Source organism: Roseomonas haemaphysalidis (assembly GCF_017355405.1).
Classification (GTDB): domain Bacteria; phylum Pseudomonadota; class Alphaproteobacteria; order Acetobacterales; family Acetobacteraceae; genus Pseudoroseomonas; species Pseudoroseomonas haemaphysalidis.
The window spans coordinates 3,225,539-3,245,387 of record NZ_CP061177.1 but is presented as its reverse complement, the minus strand read 5'-3'; the positions used below and the strand labels follow the sequence as shown (position 1 = coordinate 3,245,387).

Below are 19,849 nucleotides of genomic sequence, written 5' to 3'. Positions count from 1 at the left end.
TGGGTTCTTTCGTAACAGAGCGCCCCGGCGCCCTTTGCCATCCCGCACGGGGGCCTTATCTGCCCCCCGTCCCTGACCCATCCGGCCGCACCTTCCGGCCGAAAGCGAGGTTCTGCCGATGCGTCTCGCCCCCCTGATGCTGGCCGCTGCTGTCGCAGCCGTCCCGCTCGCGGCGCCCTTTTCCGTCCACGCCCAACCCGCGCCCAGCGCCGCGCCGCCGAACGCCACCGCGCCCGTGGCCCCCGCCACGCCGCGCGAGGGCCTGCCGGCGCCGATGGCCAACCAGCCGCCGTCCTTCGCGCCGCTGGCGCGCCGGCTGCTGCCTTCGGTCGTGAACATCCAGACCACCCAGACCATCGGCGGCGACCGCCCCGCGCGCGGCGGCCGCCCCGACGCGCCGGAAATGCCGCAGGCCCCGCCGGGCAGCCCCTTCGAGGAGCTGTTCCGCGACTTCATGGAGCGCCAGCGCCCGGGCCAGCGCCCCGGCCAGCCGCAGCGCCGCGCGCAGAGCCAGGGTTCGGGCTTCATCATCGATGCGTCGGGCATCATCGTCACCAACAACCACGTGGTCGATGGCGCCGACGAGATCAACGTCGTGCTGCAGGACAACACCACGCTGAAGGCCGAGCTGGTGGGCGTGGACCAGCGCACCGACCTCGCCGTGCTGCGCGTGAAGTCCGACAAGCCGCTGCCGGTGGTCGCCTTCGGTGACTCCGACAGGGCGGAGGTGGGCGACTGGGTGCTGGCCATCGGCAATCCGCTGGGCTTCGGCGGCTCCGTGACCTCGGGCATCGTGTCCGCGCGCGGGCGCAACCTGAACTCCGGCCCCTACGACAACTTCATCCAGACGGACGCGGCCATCAACCGCGGCAATTCGGGCGGCCCGCTGTTCAACCTGGCCGGCGAGGTGGTGGGCATCAACACCGCCATCGTTTCGCCCTCCGGCGGCTCCATCGGCATCGGCTTCGCCATTCCGTCCAACCTGGCCAAGAACATCGTGGCGCAGCTGCGCGATGGCGGCCGGGTGCGGCGCGGCTGGATCGGCGTGAATATCCAGCAGGTGACGGAAGAGATCGCCGAAAGCCTGAACGTGCCCAACGGCGCGCGCGGCGCCCTGGTGGCCCGGGCCGAGGATAACGGCCCCGCCGCCAAGGGTGGCATCCGCAACGGCGACGTGATCCTGCGCTTCAACAACCAGGACGTGCGCGAAATGCGCAACCTGCCGCTGATCGTGGCCGAAACGGGCGTGGGCACCGAGGCGCCCGTGACCGTGTGGCGCAACGGCAAGGAAGAGCAGCTGCGCGTCACCGTGGCCGAACTGCCGGCCGAGCAGACCGCCGGCACCACGCCCGCCGCGCCGGAGCAGGCGCAGCCCGGCGCCGCGGTGGAGCTGGCCGGGCTCGGCCTCAAGGTCGCCGCCATCTCGCCCGACTTGAAGCAGCGCTTCAGCCTGCGCGACGATGCCCGTGGCGTGGTCGTGACGGACGTGACCGCCGGCAGCAGCGCCGCCGAGCGTGGCCTGTCGCCGGGTGACCTGATCATCGAGGTGCAGCAGACCCGGGTGAGCAACCCGCAGGAGGTTCGTGAGCAGCTGGACCGCCTGCGCAAGCAGAACCGCCCGAGTGCCCTGCTGCTGGTCGAAAATGGCCAGGGCCAGCGCTTCGTGCCGCTGCGCCTACGCGCCGAGGGCGGCAGCAGCAACTAACGGCCGCATCCGGCCGGATCAGGGGCGGGGCGCTTCGGCGTCCCGCCTTTTTTTGTTGCCGGGCAAGGCTGGGGGAAGGAATTGCCCCCAGATCCCATCGTTCCTTTGTTGGCTGGCGCCAGTAGGAGAAGAAGCAGAAGGGGCCGGGGAATTCGTGCCCCGGCCTGCTTCACGCCTGTTCCACGATCTCCGCTGCCCGGAAGCCCTGCGCGAAGAGCAGTGCCCGCAGGTCTCCGAAATCCACCCGCGCCCGCGCCGAGGCCGCCACCACCGGCTTGGCGCGGAAGGCGACGCCGAGGCCGGCCGCGCCCAGCATGGCGAGGTCATTGGCGCCATCACCCACGGCGGCGGTGGCGGACAGCGGCAGGGCATGCTCGGCGGCGAGCTGCTTCAGGATGGTGAGCTTGCTGTCGCGGTCGAAGACCGGCTCCTCCACGCGGCCCAGCAGGGCGTGGCCATCGTCCAGCAGGATGTTGGCATGGTGGCTTTGAAAGCCGACCCGCTCGGCCACCCGTGCCGTGAACCAGGTGAAGCCGCCGGAGGCGATGGCACAATGCGCGCCGTGCGCCGCCATGGTGCGGACCAGCTCCTCGGCGCCGGGCATCAGCTCGATGTGCTCCCAGGTCTTTTGCAGGGCGGCCAGCGGCAGGCCCTTGATCATCGCGACCCGCTCGCGCAGCGAGGTGGAGAAGTCGATCTCGCCGTTCATGCTGCGCTGGGTGATGGCGGCGATCTGCGCCTGCACCCCGGCATGGGCGGCCAGCTCGTCCAGCGTTTCGGCGGTGACGATGGTGCTGTCCATGTCCGCCACCAGCAGCATCTTGCGGCGGCCTTCGGCGGGCTGGGCGATGCAGTCCACCGGCGCGCCGTCCAGCGCGCCGCGCGCGATGGCGGTGGCCTGCTCGGCGGCCAGGAGGGAAAACGGCAGGTCGGCCGCCTCTTCCTCCGCCAGCCAGTCGGCGGTGCCGGCCTGGCCGCCGAGGTCGTTGAGGGCGGCGCGGATGCGTGCGACGAGGGGGGCCTGCAGGCCGCCGGCCGGCGCGACGAGGGTCATGATATGGGACATGGGGCGCGGACCATGCGCGCGGGGCGATGAGCGATCAACCCTTCGCGCTGTTGTTGGCGGGGCCGACGGCCAGCGGCAAGTCGGCGCTGGCGCTCGCCCTGGCGGAGCGGCTGGGCGGCACCGTCATCAACGCCGATTCCATGCAGGTCTATGGCGGGCTGCGCGCCATCACCGCGCGCCCGGACGCGGCGGAGGAAGCGCGGGCGCCGCACCGGCTCTACGGGGTGCATGACGCGGGCACCGCCGCCAGCGTGGCCTGGTGGCGCGGGCAGGCGCTGGCGGAGATGGCGGCGGCACGGCTGCCGATCCTGTGCGGCGGCACCGGCCTGTATTTCAATGCGCTGACCGAGGGGCTGAGCGAGATCCCCCCCGTTCCGCCCGAGGCCCGGGAGGAGGCGAGGGGCCTGCTGGCGGCGTTGGGTCCCGCGGCGCTGCATGCCCGGCTGGCGGAAGCCGACCCGGACACGGCCGCGCGGCTGCGGCCGAGCGACAGCCAGCGGCTGGCCCGTGCCTGGGAGGTCTGGCGCGGCACCGGGCGCGGCATGGCGGCGTGGCAGGCCGTGCCCGGTACCGGCCCGGCCCAACGGGACGGTGTTGCTTGGCGCTTCGCCGCCATCCGCCTGGACCCGCCGCGCGACGCGCTGCGGGCGGCGATCGGGCAACGCTGGCAGGGCATGCTGGCCGCTGGCGCGGTGGAGGAGGTGGCGGCGCTGGTGGCGCGGGGGCTGGACCCCACGCTGCCGGCCATGCGCGCGCATGGCGTGCCAGAGATCGCCGCCGCGCTGCGGGGCGAGATATCGATGGAGGAGGCGGGCCGCCGCGCCTGCCTGGCCACCGGGCAGTACACCAAGCGGCAGGCGACGTGGTTTCGCCACCGCCCGCTGGCCGGCGCGACCGACACGCATACGATCCATGCGCGTGTGGCGGGTCAGGAGCAATTTTCAGAAAGTGAATGGGCGGAAATTATCGCTTTTATTGATCGGCGTCGTTGACGGGGCAGGGGTTGGCACGTTAAGCCGGGCTCGCCATGTGCAGTGGCCCCGTTTCAAGGAAGTCCGCAGAACCATGTCCCCCCAGACCCTCACCGCCACGACCGAGACCCTGTCCATGACGGGTGCCGAGATCGTTCTGCGCGCGCTGAAGGACCAGGGCGTCGACGTTATCTTCGGCTACCCCGGCGGTTCGGTGCTGCCGATCTACGACGCCATCTTCCAGCAGAACGCCATCCGCCACATCCTGGTGCGGCACGAGCAGGCGGCGGTGCATGCCGCCGAGGGCTATGCCCGCTCCACCGGCAAGGTGGGCTGCGTGCTGGTCACCTCCGGCCCCGGTGCCACCAATGCGGTGACCGGGCTGGTGGACGCGCTGATGGACAGCATCCCCCTGGTCTGCCTGACCGGGCAGGTGCCGACCCACCTGATCGGCAACGACGCCTTCCAGGAAGCCGACACCACCGGCATCACCCGCCCCGCGACCAAGCACAACTACCTGGTCAAGGACATCGCCAAGCTGGCCGAGACGGTGCACGACGCCTTCTACGTGGCGCGCTCCGGCCGCCCCGGCCCGGTGGTGATCGACCTGCCCAAGGACATCCTGGTCAACAAGGGGCCTTATTCCGAGGCGCCGACCCGCGAGCACCGTTCCTACCGTCCGCAGACCGAGCCCGACGCCGGGCAGATCCGCAAGGCCGTGGCGATGTTGAAGTCCGCCAAGCGCCCGGTGGTTTATGCCGGCGGCGGCGTGATCAACGCGGGCCCCGAGGCGTCGTCGCTGCTGGCGCAGCTGGTGCGCAAGGCGGGGCTGCCCTGCACCAACACGCTGATGGGCCTGGGCTGCTTCCCGGCCAGCGACCCGCAGTTCCTGGGCATGCTGGGCATGCACGGGACCTACGAGGCGAACCTCGCGATGCACGGCTGCGACGTGATGTTCAACATCGGCGCACGCTTCGACGACCGCGTGACGGGGCGGCTGAACGCCTTCTCGCCCGGTTCGCTGAAGATCCACGCCGACATCGACCCTTCCTCGATCAACAAGAACGTCAAGGTGGACGTGCCGGTGGTGGGCGACGCCGCCGCCGTGCTGCGCGCCATGCTGGCCGCCTGGGACGAGGCGCCGGAGCAGCAGGACCGCGAGGCGCTGGGCGCCTGGTGGCGGCAGATCGACGAGTGGCGCGGCAAGAAGTGTCTGGACTACGTGCAGTCCGGCAAGATCATCAAGCCGCAGCACGCCGTGAAGCGGCTGTTCGAGCTGACCCAGGAAAGCGGGCGCGACACCTTCATCTCCACCGAGGTCGGCCAGCACCAGATGTGGGCCGCCCAGTATTTCGGCTTCGAGAAGCCGAACCGCTGGATGACCTCGGGCGGCCTCGGCACCATGGGCTACGGCCTGCCGGCGGCGATGGGCGTGCAGGTGGCGCATCCGGACGCGCTGTGCATCGACATCGCCGGCGAGGCCTCGATCCTGATGAACATCCAGGAGATGGCGACGCTGGCGCAGTACCGCCTGCCGGTGAAGGTGTTCATCCTGAACAACCGCTACATGGGCATGGTGCGCCAGTGGCAGGAGCTGCTGCACGGCAGCCGCTATTCCGAAAGCTACAGCGAGGCGCTCCCTGACTTCGTGAAGCTTGCGGAAAGCTTCCACGCCGTCGGCATGCGGATCGAGGGCGAGAACGACCTGGACCGCGTGATCCGCGAGATGATCGCCATCGACCGCCCCGTGGTGGTGGACTGCGCGGTGGACGAGAAGGAGAATGTCATGCCGATGATCCCTTCCGGCGCCGCGCACAACGAGATGCTGCTGGCATCCGGCCAGAAGAGCGATGGCGCGCAGGTCACCGACCAGGGCATGGGCCTGGTCTGAACCGGCGCCACCGCCCGCCGCACGCCTCGATCCCCTTTCAGACCACCGGATACCCGACCCCATGGCCGACTACCTCGACAGCGTGCAGCGCGCGGCGACCATCGCCGTGCTGGTGGAGAACGAGGCCGGCGTGCTGGCGCGCGTCATCGGCCTGTTTTCCGGCCGCGGCTACAACATCGACAGCCTGACCGTGGCGCCGGTCGATGAGCACGGACGCCTGTCGCGCATCACCGTGGTCACCACCGGCACCGAGATGGTGATCGAGCAGATCAAGGCGCAGCTCGACCGGCTGGTGCCGGTCCACAAGGTGTCGGACCTGACGCTGGAAGGCCCGCATCTGTCGCGCGAGTTGGCGCTGATCAAGGTGGTCGGCACCGGTGAGGCGCGGCAGGAGGCGCTGCGGCTGGCGGATGCCTTCCGCGCCCGCGTGGTGGATGCCACCACGGAAAGCTTTGTCTTCGAGATGACGGGAAGCGGCGAGAAGCTCGACGCCTTCATCAATCTCATGCGGCCGATCGGGCTGGCCGAGGTCAGCCGGACCGGTGCCGTCGCCATTGTCCGCGGGCCGTCGAGCCTGCAGGCCTGACCCGTTTTCGTTTCCACTGAGGAGAGCGCCAGATGCGCGTGTATTACGACCGTGACGCCGATGTCGGCCTGATCAAGGGCAAGAAGGTCGCGGTCATCGGCTTCGGCAGCCAGGGCCACGCCCATGCCATGAACATGCGCGACTCCGGCGTGGGCGAGGTCGTCATCGGCCTGCGCCCCGGCGCCTCCCAGAAGAAGGCCGAGACCGCCGGCTTCAAGGTGCTGTCCCCGGCCGAGGCCGCCAAGTGGGCCGACGTCGTGATGGTGCTGACGCCGGACGAGGGCCAGGGCGACCTGTACCGCGACCACCTGCACGCCAACATGAAGGAAGGCGCCTCACTCGCCTTCGCGCACGGCCTGAACGTGCACTTCAACCTGATCGAGCCGCGTTCGGACATCGACGTCTTCATGATCGCGCCCAAGGGCCCCGGCCACACGGTGCGCGGCGAGTATCAGAAGGGCGGCGGCGTGCCCTGCCTGGTGGCCGTCCACCAGAACCCCTCGGGCAATGCGCTGGAGATCGCGCTGTCCTACGCTTCCGCCGTCGGCGGCGGGCGCTCGGGCATCATTGAGACCACCTTCCGCGAGGAATGCGAGACCGACCTGTTCGGCGAGCAGGTGGTGCTGTGCGGCGGCCTCGTGGAGCTGATCAAGGCGGGCTACGAGACGCTGGTGGAAGCCGGCTACGCCCCCGAGATGGCGTATTTCGAGTGCCTGCACGAGGTGAAGCTGATCGTCGACCTCATCTACGAGGGCGGCATCGCCAACATGAACTACTCGATCAGCAACACGGCCGAGTACGGCGAATACGTCACCGGCCCGCGCATCATCACGCCCGAGACCAAGGCCGAGATGAAGCGCGTGCTGAACGACATCCAGTCCGGCAAGTTCACCCGTGACTGGATGCTGGAGAACCGGGTCAACCAGGCCTCCTTCAAGGCCACCCGCCGCCGCCTGGCCGAGCACTCCATCGAGGAAGTCGGCACCAAGCTGCGCGGCATGATGCCCTGGATCACCAAGGGCGCGCTGGTCGACCAGACCAAGAACTGAGCCTGCCACTACGGCAGGCCGCGAAAAGGGCCCCGGCGGGGCCCTTTTTTGTTGCATGCGCGCTATGTTCGCCGGCCGGCGCAACCGGGCCGGGGCAGGGGCATTTGACAGCCACGCCCAGGGACCGGCCCGGGCCAGGAATCACGAACATGCGCCTCTTCGCCTGCCAGAACTGCGGCCAGGTCCTGCATTTCGAGAACACGCTGTGCGTCAAGTGCGGCGCCACGCTGGGTTTTCTGCCGGAGCAGACCACGCTGTCGGCACTGGACCCGCTGGATGGCGGGCAGGGGGTGTTCACCGCCAGGGCTGCGCCCGGGCCGTCCTTCCGGTTCTGCGACAACGCGCAGCAGCAGGCCTGCAACTGGCTGGTGCCGAATGACAGCGCCGAGCGGTTCTGCACCGCCTGCCGCCACAACCAGACCATCCCGAACCTGTCGGACCCGGTGAGCAAGGAGCGCTGGCAGAAGATCGAGGTGGCCAAGCGGCGCGCCTTCTACAGCTTCATCCGCCTGGGCCTGCCGCTGAAGACCCGCCTGGAGGACCCGCAGCACGGGCTGGCCTTCGACTTCCTGGCCGATGCGCCAGACGCGCAGCAAAGCGTGATGACCGGCCACGACAACGGGCTGATCACCCTGGCGCTGGTGGAGGCCGACGACGCGGAGCGGGTCAAGCGCCGCACCGCGATGGGCGAGCCTTACCGCACGCTGCTGGGCCACTTCCGCCACGAATCCGGCCATCATTTCTGGGACCTCTTGGTGCGCGACGGGGGCCGGCTGGAGGAATGCCGCGCCGTGTTCGGCGATGACAGCCAGGACTACGGCGCCGCCCTGCAGCGGCATTACAACGAGGGTGCGCCCGCCAACTGGCAGGACAACTTCGTCAGCACCTATGCCACCGCCCATCCCTGGGAGGACTTCGCCGAAACCTGGGCGCACTACCTGCACATCGTGGATACGCTGGAGATGGCGCGCTCGCTCGGCATCGGCATCGCGCCGCGGGCCGACAAGGACGGCGTGCTGGAGGCGGAGGTGGATTTCGACGCCTACCGCAGCACGGATATCCAGGCGGTGATGGAGGCCTGGGTGCCGTTGACGGTGGCGGTGAACAGCCTGAACCGCTCCATGGGCGTGGCGGACCTGTATCCCTTCGTGCTGTCGCCCAATGTCGTGCGCAAGCTGGGCTTCATCCAGTCGCTGGTGCACGGCCAGGTGCCGGCCGGCCGGATGGCCGCCTGAGGCTCACCCGGCGGCACCTGCTGGCGGGCGGCGCCGTCACCCTGGCCAGCGGCGCCGGGGTTTCCGCCTTCGGGCTGGTGGTCGAGCCGGGGCTGCTGCTGCGGGTGACCGAATACGACCTGCCGGTGCCCGGCTGGGGCGCCCGGCCACCGCTGGTGCTGAGCGTCATCGCCGATATCCATGCCAACGAGCCCTGGATGCCGCTGCGGCGCATCCGTCGCATCGTCGACACGGCGAATGAGCTGCGGCCCGACGCGCACCTGCTGCTGGGGGACATCCCCGGCCACTTCCCCTGGATCCGCCGGCGACTGCCGATGCCGGAGGTGGTGGCGGAGTTGGCGCGGCTGCGGGCGCCGCTTGGCACCCATGCGGTGCTGGGCAACCACGACTACTGGGACGACGACGCGGTGCAGCGCCGGGGCGAGGGGCGCCCGGCCTTGCAGGGATTGCAGGAAGGGGCGGGCATCCGGGTGCTGGTCAACCAGGCCCTTCGCCTGCCGCATGGCGACGGGGTGTGGCTGTGCGGCGCCGGCAGCAGCATGGCGTATCGCATCCCCGGTGGCGGCTGGCGCTTCCGCGGTGCCGACAACCTGACCGCCACCCTGGCGCCCCTGGCCGCCGACGATGCGCCGGCCATCCTGATGGCGCACGAGCCGGACCAGTTCGTCAACGTGCCGGGGCGGGTGGCGCTGACCCTGTCGGGGCACACGCATGGCGGACAGGTGCGGCTGTTCGGCTGGTCGCCCGTGATCGGCTCCCGCTACGGTCAGCGCTTCGCCTACGGGCTGGTGGAGGAGGCGGGGCGGCGGCTGGTGGTGTCCGGCGGCCTTGGCTGCAGCGTGCTGCCGGTGCGCTTCGGCGTGATGCCGGAGATCGTGCGCGTCCGCCTGTCCTGAGCCATGCAGGCTTGGCCCTGGCTGTTGGATCGGCCGGGACTATGACCAATGCAGTGGTCATGGAGAGCGGTAATGCCGTCTAGACGTATGGCAGCGGCTGGGCTTCTGCTGGCCCTGGCAGGGTGCAGCACGCCCGGCAGCATGACCGCCGAGGAGCAGGAAGCGGTTTCCACTTGGCGGCGCTCCGTCAGCGCGGCGATCATGGCCAAGCGCTACTTCCCCCGTGATCCGTCCCGCCCCATGCCGGTGGCCGGGGGCACGGCGCTGATCCGTTTCTCGGTGGGAAGCAACGGTGCAATCTACACGCCGCAGATCGCTGGCGGCGCGGGCGAGCCGTTGTTCGATGCGGCGGCCCTGACGATTGTCCTGTCTGCGGCGCCATTGCCGCCGCCACCCGCCGTCCTGCTGCGTGACAGTGGCTACACGACGCTGAGCGTGCCGATCTCCTTTGAACGCCGGCCAATCTAGGCAGGCGGGACCCGGTTGACGGCGCCGGGCGGCGGCCAGCAAGCTTTCGCCCCATGACCATCCTCGCCCTAGACAGCGCCTATCCCCGTGACTTCGCCGGCTACGGTCCCAACCCGCCGGACCCACGCTGGCCCGGCGGTGCGCGCCTCGCCGTGTCCTTTGTGCTGAACTACGAGGAGGGCGGCGAGAACTCCGTGCTGAACGGCGATGCCGGAAGCGAGGTCTACCTGAACGAAACGCCGGGCGGGAACCCGGTGCTGGGCATGCGCGACATCGGCAAGGAAAGCCAGTTCGACTACGGCGCCCGCGCCGGCGTGTGGCGCATCCTGCGGCTGTTCGCCGAGCGGGACATGAAGCTGACAGTGTATGGCGTTGGCCGTGCGTTGGAGCTGAACCCGGCCATCGGCGCCGCCTTCGCGAATGCCGGGCATGAGGTCGCCAGCCATGGCTGGCGGTGGATCAACTACCAGAATATCGACGAGGCGACCGAGCGCCAGCACATCGCGCAATGCGTCGAGACGATCACCCGCACGGTCGGCAGGCCGCCCGTCGGCTGGTACACCGGCCGCATCAGCGAGCAGACGCGGCGGCTGGTGGCCGAGCATGGCGGCTTTCTCTACGACAGCGACGCCTATGAGGACGACCTGCCGCATTACGTCACCGCCGCCGGCAAGCCGTTGCTGGTCATCCCCTACACGCTCGACAACAACGACATGAAGTTCGCGGTGCCCCCGGGCTTCGCCAGCAACGATGGCTTCGAGCAGCACCTGCGCGACGCCTTCGACCTGCTGCTGGAGGAAGGCAGGACGGCGCCGAAGATGATGAGCATCGGCCTGCATTGCCGCATCGTCGGCCGCCCGGCCCGCGCCGCCGCGCTGAAGCGCTTTCTGGACCATGTGAAGGCCTGCCCCGACGTCTGGGTCGCGACGCGCGAGCAGATCGCCCGCCACTGGCTGAAGACCCACCCGCCGGCGTGAAGCTTTTCTGACAGTCACTCGCGGCCATGGCGGGCGGCGGGGGCGCGGCGGTATCCTCCCGCCGTCCGGCCCTTCGCGCGCCGGGCCGGCAAGGACCGACCCTTGGGCGGTTCCCGTCACAGCGACAAGGTGCCTCGTGCGCCCCCGAACTACCCAGCTCCGCGCCATGCGGAGCGATCCTGAGCGGCTTCGCTACCATGCGATCCGCGAAACCTGCATCTTCGACCTGTATCATCGCGCGGACGGGCCCTATCCCTGCCGCTACGACCCGGGACACCCGGACGAGGGCGACCCCGCCAACCACCCGCTGGTGCTGGTGGTGGATGGCGCGGTGGCCGGTACCATCCGTATCGACCTGAAGCCCGATGGCCGCGCCGCGCTGCGGCTGATCGCGGTGGCGCCGGAATGGCGTGGCGCGGGCCTTGGCGCCCGCATGCTGGAACTGGCCGAGGACTACGCCCGGGCCCACGGCGCAACCCGCCTTTGCGTCAATGCGCGGGGGCCGGCGGTGAGCTTCTATGCCCGCAGCGGCTTCATCCCCGGTGCGTGGGATGGCTGCACCGCATGCCCGGAAGCGGTGCCGATGCTCAAGCCGATGGGCGGCCTGCCACTGGCGGCGACGCAGCCCGTGCCGCCGGCCCGGAGGGTGGCGCGCGCGGCCTAGCAGGGAGAAGGCTGGGGGAAGGAATTCCCCCAGACCCCCATCTTTTTTTCGTCCTGTTTCCGGGTGTGGCCGCGGCAGCGATGCGCCAAAGTCCAAGTGCTACCGCTTCGTCAGCACATAAAAAATCAATCAGACAAAAGATGGGGTCCGGGGAATTCTTTCCCCGGCCTTTCTTTTATCAGCCCTTCAGCAGCCCGGACAGGATGGACAGGAAGCGATCGATATCCGCCTCCTCCGTCCAGACATGCGGACTGATGCGCAGCGCGCCTAGGCGGTCGCAGGCGAAGGCACCCTGCGCCGCCAGGCCATCGACGAGGCCGGGCGGAACGCCGCCCGGAAGGCGCAGGCCGAGGATGTGCGGCGCGCGCAGCGCGCGGGGCAGCACGGGCAGGCCCTGCGCTTCCAGGCCCGCCGCCAGCCGGTCGGTCATGGCGCGCAGCCGGGCCTCGACGGCGGCGACGCCCCAGCCTTCCACCAGCTCCAGGCCGGTCGCCGCCATGGGCAGCGCCACGGGGTCGTTGCGCTCGCCCTTGTCGTAGCGGCGGGCACCAGGGGCGAAGCGGCCCTCGGGGCGGTTGGTGCCATTCTCCTCCAGCGGCAGGCCTGCTTGGCGGTGCGGCGCGGCGTAGAGAAAGGCCAGGCTGTAGGGGCCGAGCACCCACTTGTAGGTCGGGAAGGCCAGGAAGTCGGGACGCCAGCGGCGCACGTCCACCGGCAGCACGCCCACCGCCTGGGTGGCATCCACCACCAGCGCGGCGCCGGCGGCATGCACGGCGGGGGCGATGCGGTCCAGGTCGATCAGCGCACCGTCCGACCAGTGCAGCGGCGTCAGGCAGGCGATGGACAGCGGGGCGGCGCCGGGGCGGGCGATGGCGGCCAGCACGGCGCTTGTCCAGTCGCCGTCCGCGGGGCGGGGGACCACCTCCAGCTCCATGCCGGCTTCCGCGGCCAGCCGGTCGAAGACCAGGGCGAGGGAGGGGAATTCGTCGGCCACCCGCAGCAGGCGCGTGCCGGACGGCAGCGGCAGGTTGCGCGCCGCGGTGCCGATGCCGTGGCTGACCGAGCCGATGATGGCGATGTCGTCCGCCGCCGCGCCCAGCAGCCGTGCTGCGCTGCTGCGGGCGCGTTCCGCCCAGTCCCCGGCCTGGTTGCGCGGATGCGCCCAGGGCTGGCTTTTGCTGGCGACGCCGGCTTCGCCGGCCGCCCGCCCGCCGCGCGGCAGGAGGGAATAGGCGGCGGCGTCCAGGTAGGTGATGCCGTCCGGAATCTCGAACAGGTGGCGCTGGCTTGGCAGGGTCATGCGGCCAGCAGATGCGATCCGCGCCCCGGCGTCCAGGCGGATTCGGGGTTGCGGGCTTCGATGCGCATGCCTATCGTCCGGTGCATGACCGCAACCGCGCCCCGCAACACGCTGCTGAACGGCCTTTCCGCCGTCGCTGCGCCGCGCGCGCTTTCCGGCCTCCTCCTCCTTCGACTTATCCGCCCCTGGGCGTGACGCCCGGCTGACCTGCCGGCATCGCTCAGGGGAACCCCTGGGGGCCCGCGCGCCCTGCGATGCACGGCACACGTCAACGAAGGAACGTTTCCATGGCCATCAGCCATCCCAGCTTCGGCACCATCGACCCCAATCGCGTGATCGTCTTCGACACGACGCTGCGCGATGGCGAGCAGTCCCCCGGCTTTTCCATGAACCTGGAGGAAAAGCTGCGCATGGCGGAGGCGCTGGCCGAGCTGGGCGTGGACGTCATGGAGGCCGGCTTCCCGATCGCCAGCCAGGGCGACTTCGAAAGTGTGCAGTCCATCGCCCAGCGCTTCGCGAAGGACGGCCCCGTGGTCTGTGGCCTGTCGCGCTCCGCGCCTGGCGACATCCTGCGCGCCGTGGAAGCGGTGAAGCCCGCCGCGCGCCAGCGCATCCACACCTTTCTGTCCACCTCCGACCTGCACATGCGCGTCAAGCTGCGCATGTCGCGCGAGGCGGTGCTGGAGGCCATCACCAAGTCCGTCACGCTGGCGCGCAACCACGTGGCCGACGTGGAGTGGTCGGCCGAGGATGGCAGCCGCACGGACCCCGACTTCCTGTGCCGCTGCGTGGAAGCCGCCATCAAGGCGGGCGCCACCACCATCAACGTGCCGGACACGGTGGGCTACAGCGTGCCGGAGGACATCGCCCGCATCTTCACCATGCTGCGTGAGCGGGTGCCGGGCGCGGATGGCGTGATCTTCTCGGCGCACAACCACAACGACCTCGGCCTGGCGGTGGCCAACACGGTGGCGGCGCTGCATGCGGGCGCGCGGCAGGTGGAAGCCACCATCAACGGCATTGGCGAGCGCGCGGGCAACGCGGCGCTGGAGGAGGTCGCGATGGCGCTGCGCACCCGCCAGGACGTGATGCCGTTCACCACCGGCATCGTGACGCAGAACATCCTGCGCACCAGCCGCCTGCTGGCCACCATCACCTCCTTCGACGTGCAGCCCAACAAGGCCATCGTCGGCCGCAACGCCTTCGCGCATGAAAGCGGCATCCACCAGGACGGCATGCTGAAGGACAGCGCCACCTACGAGATCATGACGCCGGAATCGGTGGGCTGGACCACCAGCGCGCTGGTGATGGGCAAGCATTCCGGCCGCGCCGCCTTTCGCGACAAGCTGGCGACGCTGGGCTACACGCTGGGCGACAACCAGCTGAACGATGCCTTCAAGCGCTTCAAGGACCTGGCCGACCGCAAGAAGAGCGTGTTCGACGAGGACATCGTGGCGCTGGTCGATGACGAGGTCGGCCGCGCGCATGACCGCGTCAAGCTGATCGCGCTGACGGTGGCCACCGGCATGGGCACCCGCCCGACAGCCAGCCTGGTGTTGGACGTGGACGGGGAGCGCTGCGATGCCGTGGCGGGCGGCGACGGCGCGGTGGACGCCACCTTCAATGCCCTGCAGCAGGTGGTGCCGCACAAGGCGAACCTGAAGCTGTATGCCGTGCAGTCCGTCACCGGCGGCACCGACGCGCAGGCGCGCGTGACCGTGCGCCTGGAGGAGGATGGCAAGCTGGTGGACGGGCAGGGGGCGGACACCGACACCATCGTCGCCAGCGCGCGGGCCTATGTGCACGCGCTCAACAAGCTGATGGCCAAGCGCGCCCGTACCGCGCCGCCGGAGATGCTGCCGGCGGCGGCGCAGGCCGGCTGAAACGAAAAAACGGCCGGTCCTTTCGGACCGGCCGTTTTCGTCAGAGCCGCGAAGCGCGGATCAGCGCCAGGCGGGACGGCCCAGGTTCACCGTGTCAGCGTTGGTCACGGCGCCACCCAGGGCACCGGCGGCACCGCCGATCAGCGCGCCCGTGCCGGCATTGCCGGACAGGGAGCCCACCGCGGCGCCGGCACCGGCGCCCAGCAGGCCGCCGGAGGCCGCGCGGTCACCGGGGGTGTAGCCGCAGGCGCCGAGGCTGAGGCCGGCGAGGGCGAGAAGGGCAAGGGACGACTTGCGCATGGGGCTGGTTCCCGTGTCAGTTGATTTCAACGAAGCCACAACACCGTGTTAAGCTCCTGGTTGCAGGTTGGTCATGGATTGCGGCTGAGCCGCCTGCAGCCGAAACGCTGCCCATGCCACTGTTCCCTGGTGTCCGGTTGCGGAACGCTTCCGGCTGTCTTTCGGTGGTCCGGACGTTTGGCCACTGAGGCGGGCCGCGGGCGGCTGTCGGCGATCCGCCGTGATGGTTTGGTCGGCATTGAACCGTTGATGCCCGGCCACAGGTGCCGTGACGCGGATAAATGGCGAGATCCGCGACTGAAGGGGTTGCCAATCGCGCCAGAACCGCTAAAAGCCCGCTCCACCGACGGGGCGGTTTCGCTGCCCCAGGTTGAGATGGGCGCTTAGCTCAGTTGGTAGAGCAGCTGACTCTTAATCAGTAGGTCCACGGTTCGAGCCCGTGAGCGCCCACCATCTCAATTACTTAGCGACACCAGTTCCGTCGCTCCGTGACGAGTTCCGTCACCCATTCCCCTCCCGTTCTCCACGCGCTTTGATCCGTTTCGCCGCCGCGCTCTCGAACTGTGCGGTGGTTCGTCGTGCGTAGCGCCTGGCCATCTGAGTTGTGAGGTGGCCCGTGTGGGTGCTCATCTCGATCAGGTCGGCGCCGGCGTCGGCCAACTCGGTAGCTGCGGTCGCGCGCAGGTCTCGGAACTGAAGAGTGGACGGGATGCCCGCCGCGTCTGCCACCGCCCGGAACTCATGCCGAAAGTGGTCGGCTCCCCACGGCAGGCCAGTCGTCTCACATATAATAAGGTGGGTGCTTGGGACTGCTGCTCGGGCTGCGCGCGCTACCGCCAGGGCCGCCGCCACTTCTGGGTACGAGGCTGGCACCAGCGGCACCATGACGCCAGTCTTGCTCGTTTGGCGTGAGCCCGTATCCACCGCAGCCCACGTCAGCCCCAGCACATCCCCTTGGCGGTGGCCGAACTCATAAGCGATCAGCACGGCCAGGCCGATGCTTGGTGCGCCCATCTCCGCAGCCTTCTCCACCACGGCCAGCACCTGGGCGCGTGTCCATCGCTGCTGCCTAGGCTTCAGGGTCGGCAGCTCCATGCCAGACCACGGGTTGGGGTGTGCATCCACGAGGTCGCGCCGGCCGGCCCACTTCCAGACGCGCCGGGCGAACCTGCAGGCGTAGTGCGCCGCAGTCGCACCGTCCTTGACCAGCGTCGCATACAGCTTGTCGGCGTGGCGGGCCTTCACCGATCGGGCCGGTAGCGACCCCAGGCGGTTGCCGGCGATCTCCAGACCGCAGAGCCGCTTGGCCAGCCAGCGGTAGTCGCGCTGGGTATTGGCCGCGAGCGTGTCGAATTTCTCCCCCTCGAAGAACTGCTCGAACATCCACTCGACCGTGCCCGGCGTCTTGGCGGCGCTCGGTAGACCGGCGAACTGCTGGTTGAGCTGCCGCGCCATGGCCCAGGCGATAGGCGCATCCGGTCCCAGGGAAGCGACCTTCAGCCCATGGCTGGCGCGGAGTCGGGCAGGTGGTTCCCAATACCACCGCCCCTTGCGGAGCATGGTGTATCGGGGCCGGGTGTCATCGGAATCCAAGGGCTTTGTCCAGGAAAGCGGTGCCCGCCTCGACGGTGAGGGGCATACCGGAAGCGGCATCAAGGGCGCGGTCTACCGCCTTCCGATCCCAGCGGGCAGCCGGGTGATCAGGCGGGGTGTTCCACAGCGGCTTGGGTAGGCGATGTGCTTCCATGCGCGCGTTGATCTCCCCCCATGGCAGGCCATGCAGGTAGGCGCGGAGGGCTGCCCGGGTCATGAGGCGGGTCTCACTCATGTCCCGCCTCCCTCCGCCGGAGTGGCGAGCAGGGCTTTGATGGCCTTGGCGATATCGCGGGCAGTGTTACGAGCCATCACATTCATAGCGCGTTCTGTTGTGCCAGCTTCCGAAGTTGCGATGCCCTGCTGGGCGAACACAACTTCAGCGTCCGCTAATGCCAATGCCTCCCTCAACGCCTTCTCCCGCTCACTCGGGCTATCGCCTCCGATATTCGCGGGCGGGGGTGGGGCGGCGGCGATCTGGATAGGGACGCAACGATAGCCAACAGCTTCGCTTGCAGGCCAGTGATCGCGCCAGCCTGGGCCGACAAAGGCGCCAAGAGACGCATCACGGCTTGTCTCGATAGACCGCCAGGAGATTGCGCCAGATGGCGCATAGACAGCCCATCCAGACACCACACCGCCCGGCGCCTCACGCTCGGCGGCGGGGGGATGGCAGGGGCCGATGTAGCGTCCTTTGGTGAGTAGGTAGGGCGGCACCTCCTGCTCAACGATCCACCATGTCGCTCGCGTTGCATCCCATGCGTAAGCGCCCCAGGTGCCGTCAGAATGACCGAGGAAGTGCCAGCCGTTGTGCTTGTGATCCGGCGGCACACCGGGCAGCCGCGCATCCGGCCAGCCGCGAGCATCCGTCACCGGAGCGCGCGCCGTGGGTGTGTGGGTCATGCCCGCATCTCCTTCGCCGGAGGCAGCCGGAACTGCCCCGCCGCCATCGACATCAGCCGGTGGTAGACGACGGACCAGAATTCGTAGCCCTCAGCCGTCTCGCTCCAGTCGAAGCCGCCTACCAAACTCTCGGCCGCGTCTCTCACGCTGCGCTTGAGCACAGTCTCGGCCAGCTTCGGGCTGTCGTAGGTGATCTGTTCCGGCTCGCTCATGCGTGCCTCCTGAAGAAAGCCAGCAGCGCGAGGGCGCTGGCGAATAGGGCGATGGCAGGTGGTTCGGGCACATCGGCGGGCGGCGCGGTGATCACCTGACGCTCGGTCACTGCCACCACGTCATCGGCGGCCAGGACCGACACGCCCGACACCGGCACCAACGCGGCCAGCGTTCGGTTCACCGCCGGCACCGCGTAGTCCGCCGGCCACAAGGGCAGGGGCGCACCACCCGGCCACAGCATCACGTCGAAGCAGACGGGGCCGCCCTGAGCGATGCGCTGCGGACGTGCGCCAGGCCTCGGCGCCGCACCCGACACAGCCCGCAGCCCGTCACGCCCCGGAGACAGCCCGATCTCGGTCAGGACCGCGCGATCCGCCGCGAGGTAGGCGCCAGCGCCGACGACCACAGCGGCGGGGAGGCAGAAGGGGAGGAGGCGGGTCATGCCACAACCCTCCGGTTATTTACGAACAGGCCCAGCCCGCTATTCCAGAGCGCATTGTTAGCTGTCGCGCCCATGCCCAGCAGGACAATGCCAGTTCCTGGACTGCCCCCACGCGATCCATCTGGCCGCACGAATTTGGTCTTGCCGCGCGGGAACAGCATCGTCTCGGCCTCCACGGCCACATCGTGGAACCAACTGGCGGAAGTCCGGGCGGCCACCAGGGCGATGCCATTGCCGTGCCGCATGAACTTCCGCAGCCACGGCACCTGTCCGTTCCGGCCGCCAAAGGGTGGGTTCATCCACACCAGGCCTTCCCAAGGCTGCGTGAGCCCATCCTCTGCCGCAGTCAGAAAGCGGCGGCACGGCACCGACAGGAACGCCCGGCCTTCATTTGGCTGGCATGGGTCCAGGTCGAAGGTCAGTCTGAGAGCCCGGAAGATTTCGGGCGGCGTGAACCATTCACTGGACATGCCGGTGCACAATTCATGCTCGCTCACTTCCAGAACCCCCCACCCTCAGCATCCCTCGCCGCGTTCCACCCCGCCGCGAACGCCTCCTGGTGCATGATGTTGAGCCCGTGCTGGGTGGCCCAGGCGCGGTAGGCGGCCCGCATGTCCGCCGGCATCCACGCCAGCGGCTCGGGGGCGGGGTGGCTGGGGGCGGTCATGCGCCTGCCTCCACTTCGCCAGCGACATCAGCAGCGGAAGGGATCGGCAATTCGGCGGTGATCCAGTACCGAGCCTCACCGTCTTCCACCATTTCGACGGCGATGCTCATGGCATCATGAGCCTTCGAACCCTTCGAACCGAAAGCATTCCAGTCACCGGTCTTATCCACGGCGACAGCGATGCGAACCTTCACAGTCTGGGTCATTCCGCGTCCCCCTGCTGATCGGCCAGCGTGTCCAGCTTGTCCTGCGCCGCGCCCTGCACCTTCTCGACCGCGGCAGCGTCGGTGGCTTCCAGCGCCTCGAAGTGCGGCTGCATCTCGTTGCGCCACGCCACGACGGCTTCTGCATTCTCCAGCTTCTTGACCGCGGCCTCGCACCACTGGACCCACTGGCGAGCGTCCTTGGCGTTGCGGGCGTTCATGTTGGGGTCAAGCATCGGCCAAGGCTGGGCAGCGATGACCGGCGTAGCAGTCAGCTCCACCACAGGGCGGGACGCATCAGCCGGCATGTCGGCCGCTTCCTCGGCCGTGATGACGCCGCGCAACGCATCAGCGAACTTGTCGCGGATGGCGAAGCCGCGGGCGCGAAGCTGCAGCATGCGCTTGGGATACTGCTGCCAGGGGCCAGACTTGCCCCACAGGCCAGCCTTCTTGGCATCCTCGACGGTGAAGACGGCCTCGTGCCATTCGGATCCACGGCGCTTGACCCGGCACACGCCGGCCATAGCATCGCCTTCGCCACGGATGCTCTCCTGGTGGCTCTCGTAGGCGGGGTGACCCTGGACTAGCGCCAGCGCGGCGTCGCCCCAGATGGACGGGCGGCCATTGATGATGGCGATATTCTGCAGCGCCTGCAGCGGACCAAGGCCGACTTCGGCGCCCCACTGGACAGCCACGAGGATGTTGGCCGGCTTACCCTGGAAGTCCTTGGGGACCATGGTGCTGTTGGACAGCATGTCCGCGAAGCGCATGGCTTCCTGGAAGTTGCTGGGGGCGAGGCTGCGGCTCTGCGCCGAAACGGGGACGATGGCGTTCATG

The 19,849-nt window shown here is 69.2% G+C and carries 23 protein-coding genes and 1 tRNA gene; 12 read left to right on the top strand and 12 right to left on the bottom strand.

From position 1 onward, the window contains the following. The first annotated feature begins 118 nt into the window (after window positions 1-118). Complete coding sequence (locus IAI59_RS15130) at window positions 119-1,705, top strand: DegQ family serine endoprotease (protein ID WP_207419012.1); 1,587 nt, start codon at window positions 119-121, stop codon at window positions 1,703-1,705. Window positions 1,706-1,874: 169 nt separating this feature from the next. Here IAI59_RS15130 and serB read toward each other — a convergent pair whose 3' ends face one another. Further along, window positions 1,875-2,771 (bottom strand): phosphoserine phosphatase SerB, encoded by an 897-nt coding sequence (gene serB / locus IAI59_RS15125; RefSeq protein ID WP_207419013.1) that lies wholly within the window; start codon window positions 2,769-2,771, stop codon window positions 1,875-1,877. Window positions 2,772-2,797: 26 nt separating this feature from the next. Here serB and miaA point away from each other — a divergent pair, with 26 nt between their 5' ends. From miaA to IAI59_RS15080, 9 genes are all read left to right on the top strand, one after another. Beyond that, window positions 2,798-3,763, top strand: a complete 966-nt coding sequence (miaA, locus tag IAI59_RS15120) for a tRNA (adenosine(37)-N6)-dimethylallyltransferase MiaA (protein ID WP_207419014.1) — start codon at window positions 2,798-2,800, stop codon at window positions 3,761-3,763. A 73-nt stretch (window positions 3,764-3,836) separates the two neighbouring features. Next, complete coding sequence (locus IAI59_RS15115; RefSeq protein ID WP_207419015.1) at window positions 3,837-5,633, top strand: acetolactate synthase 3 large subunit; 1,797 nt, start codon at window positions 3,837-3,839, stop codon at window positions 5,631-5,633. A 61-nt stretch (window positions 5,634-5,694) separates the two neighbouring features. Next, the gene (gene ilvN / locus IAI59_RS15110) at window positions 5,695-6,219 is read left to right on the top strand and encodes an acetolactate synthase small subunit (protein ID WP_207419016.1); all 525 of its coding nucleotides are present in this window, start codon (window positions 5,695-5,697) and stop codon (window positions 6,217-6,219) included. A 32-nt stretch (window positions 6,220-6,251) separates the two neighbouring features. Beyond that, a complete protein-coding gene (gene ilvC, locus IAI59_RS15105) occupies window positions 6,252-7,268 on the top strand; it encodes a ketol-acid reductoisomerase (protein ID WP_207419017.1) in 1,017 nt (338 codons plus the stop codon). A 149-nt stretch (window positions 7,269-7,417) separates the two neighbouring features. After that, complete coding sequence (locus IAI59_RS15100) at window positions 7,418-8,503, top strand: zinc-binding metallopeptidase family protein (RefSeq protein ID WP_207419018.1); 1,086 nt, start codon at window positions 7,418-7,420, stop codon at window positions 8,501-8,503. Between the two features lie 77 nt (window positions 8,504-8,580). Then, window positions 8,581-9,399 carry a metallophosphoesterase gene (locus IAI59_RS15095; RefSeq protein WP_207419019.1) on the top strand — a complete coding sequence of 273 codons (819 nt, stop codon included), beginning with the start codon at window positions 8,581-8,583 and terminating at the stop codon, window positions 9,397-9,399. Window positions 9,400-9,540: 141 nt separating this feature from the next. Further along, complete coding sequence (locus IAI59_RS15090; protein ID WP_207419020.1) at window positions 9,541-9,867, top strand: energy transducer TonB; 327 nt, start codon at window positions 9,541-9,543, stop codon at window positions 9,865-9,867. 53 nt (window positions 9,868-9,920) lie between these two features. Further along, entirely contained in the window at window positions 9,921-10,844 is a 924-nt protein-coding gene (gene puuE, locus IAI59_RS15085) for an allantoinase PuuE (RefSeq protein WP_207419021.1), read from the top strand. Between the two features lie 166 nt (window positions 10,845-11,010). After that, a complete protein-coding gene (locus tag IAI59_RS15080) occupies window positions 11,011-11,508 on the top strand; it encodes a GNAT family N-acetyltransferase (protein WP_207419022.1) in 498 nt (165 codons plus the stop codon). Window positions 11,509-11,686: 178 nt separating this feature from the next. On the opposite strand, the gene IAI59_RS15075 is transcribed toward IAI59_RS15080, so the two are convergent. Next, a complete protein-coding gene (locus IAI59_RS15075; protein ID WP_207419023.1) occupies window positions 11,687-12,808 on the bottom strand; it encodes an aminotransferase class V-fold PLP-dependent enzyme in 1,122 nt (373 codons plus the stop codon). A 287-nt stretch (window positions 12,809-13,095) separates the two neighbouring features. Here IAI59_RS15075 and IAI59_RS15070 point away from each other — a divergent pair, with 287 nt between their 5' ends. Further along, a complete protein-coding gene (locus IAI59_RS15070) occupies window positions 13,096-14,691 on the top strand; it encodes a 2-isopropylmalate synthase (protein WP_207419024.1) in 1,596 nt (531 codons plus the stop codon). Between the two features lie 60 nt (window positions 14,692-14,751). On the opposite strand, the gene IAI59_RS15065 is transcribed toward IAI59_RS15070, so the two are convergent. Further along, on the bottom strand, window positions 14,752-14,991 hold the full coding sequence (locus IAI59_RS15065; protein ID WP_207419025.1) for a YMGG-like glycine zipper-containing protein: 240 nt from the start codon (window positions 14,989-14,991) through the stop codon (window positions 14,752-14,754). Window positions 14,992-15,368: 377 nt separating this feature from the next. Between IAI59_RS15065 and IAI59_RS15060 the strand changes: the two genes are divergently transcribed. Next, window positions 15,369-15,444, top strand: a tRNA-Lys gene (locus IAI59_RS15060). A gap of 48 nt (window positions 15,445-15,492) precedes the next feature. Here IAI59_RS15060 and IAI59_RS15055 read toward each other — a convergent pair. The 9 genes from IAI59_RS15055 to IAI59_RS15015 are packed head-to-tail and all read right to left on the bottom strand — an operon-like array spanning window position 15,493 to window position 19,848. Continuing rightward, a complete protein-coding gene (locus tag IAI59_RS15055; RefSeq protein ID WP_207419026.1) occupies window positions 15,493-16,584 on the bottom strand; it encodes a tyrosine-type recombinase/integrase in 1,092 nt (363 codons plus the stop codon). Beyond that, window positions 16,571-16,819 (bottom strand): hypothetical protein, encoded by a 249-nt coding sequence (locus tag IAI59_RS15050; protein WP_207419027.1) that lies wholly within the window; start codon window positions 16,817-16,819, stop codon window positions 16,571-16,573. Before IAI59_RS15050 ends, IAI59_RS15055 begins: the two co-directional genes overlap by 14 nt. Then, window positions 16,816-17,487, bottom strand: coding sequence for a hypothetical protein (locus IAI59_RS15045; protein ID WP_207419028.1), 672 nt, complete (start codon window positions 17,485-17,487; stop codon window positions 16,816-16,818). Before IAI59_RS15045 ends, IAI59_RS15050 begins: the two co-directional genes overlap by 4 nt. Beyond that, window positions 17,484-17,699 (bottom strand): hypothetical protein, encoded by a 216-nt coding sequence (locus IAI59_RS15040; protein WP_207419029.1) that lies wholly within the window; start codon window positions 17,697-17,699, stop codon window positions 17,484-17,486. Before IAI59_RS15040 ends, IAI59_RS15045 begins: the two co-directional genes overlap by 4 nt. After that, entirely contained in the window at window positions 17,696-18,142 is a 447-nt protein-coding gene (locus IAI59_RS15035) for a PEP-CTERM sorting domain-containing protein (RefSeq protein ID WP_207419030.1), read from the bottom strand. Before IAI59_RS15035 ends, IAI59_RS15040 begins: the two co-directional genes overlap by 4 nt. Then, complete coding sequence (locus tag IAI59_RS15030) at window positions 18,139-18,639, bottom strand: DNA N-6-adenine-methyltransferase (RefSeq protein WP_207419031.1); 501 nt, start codon at window positions 18,637-18,639, stop codon at window positions 18,139-18,141. The genes IAI59_RS15035 and IAI59_RS15030 overlap by 4 nt, the downstream gene beginning before the upstream one ends. Next, window positions 18,636-18,809 carry a hypothetical protein gene (locus IAI59_RS15025; protein ID WP_207419032.1) on the bottom strand — a complete coding sequence of 58 codons (174 nt, stop codon included), beginning with the start codon at window positions 18,807-18,809 and terminating at the stop codon, window positions 18,636-18,638. Before IAI59_RS15025 ends, IAI59_RS15030 begins: the two co-directional genes overlap by 4 nt. Then, the gene (locus tag IAI59_RS15020) at window positions 18,806-19,015 is read right to left on the bottom strand and encodes a hypothetical protein (RefSeq protein ID WP_207419033.1); all 210 of its coding nucleotides are present in this window, start codon (window positions 19,013-19,015) and stop codon (window positions 18,806-18,808) included. Before IAI59_RS15020 ends, IAI59_RS15025 begins: the two co-directional genes overlap by 4 nt. Beyond that, window positions 19,012-19,848: a hypothetical protein gene (locus tag IAI59_RS15015; RefSeq protein WP_207419034.1), complete on the bottom strand. Its 837-nt coding sequence runs from the start codon at window positions 19,846-19,848 to the stop codon at window positions 19,012-19,014. Before IAI59_RS15015 ends, IAI59_RS15020 begins: the two co-directional genes overlap by 4 nt. Window position 19,849: the final 1 nt, after the last annotated feature.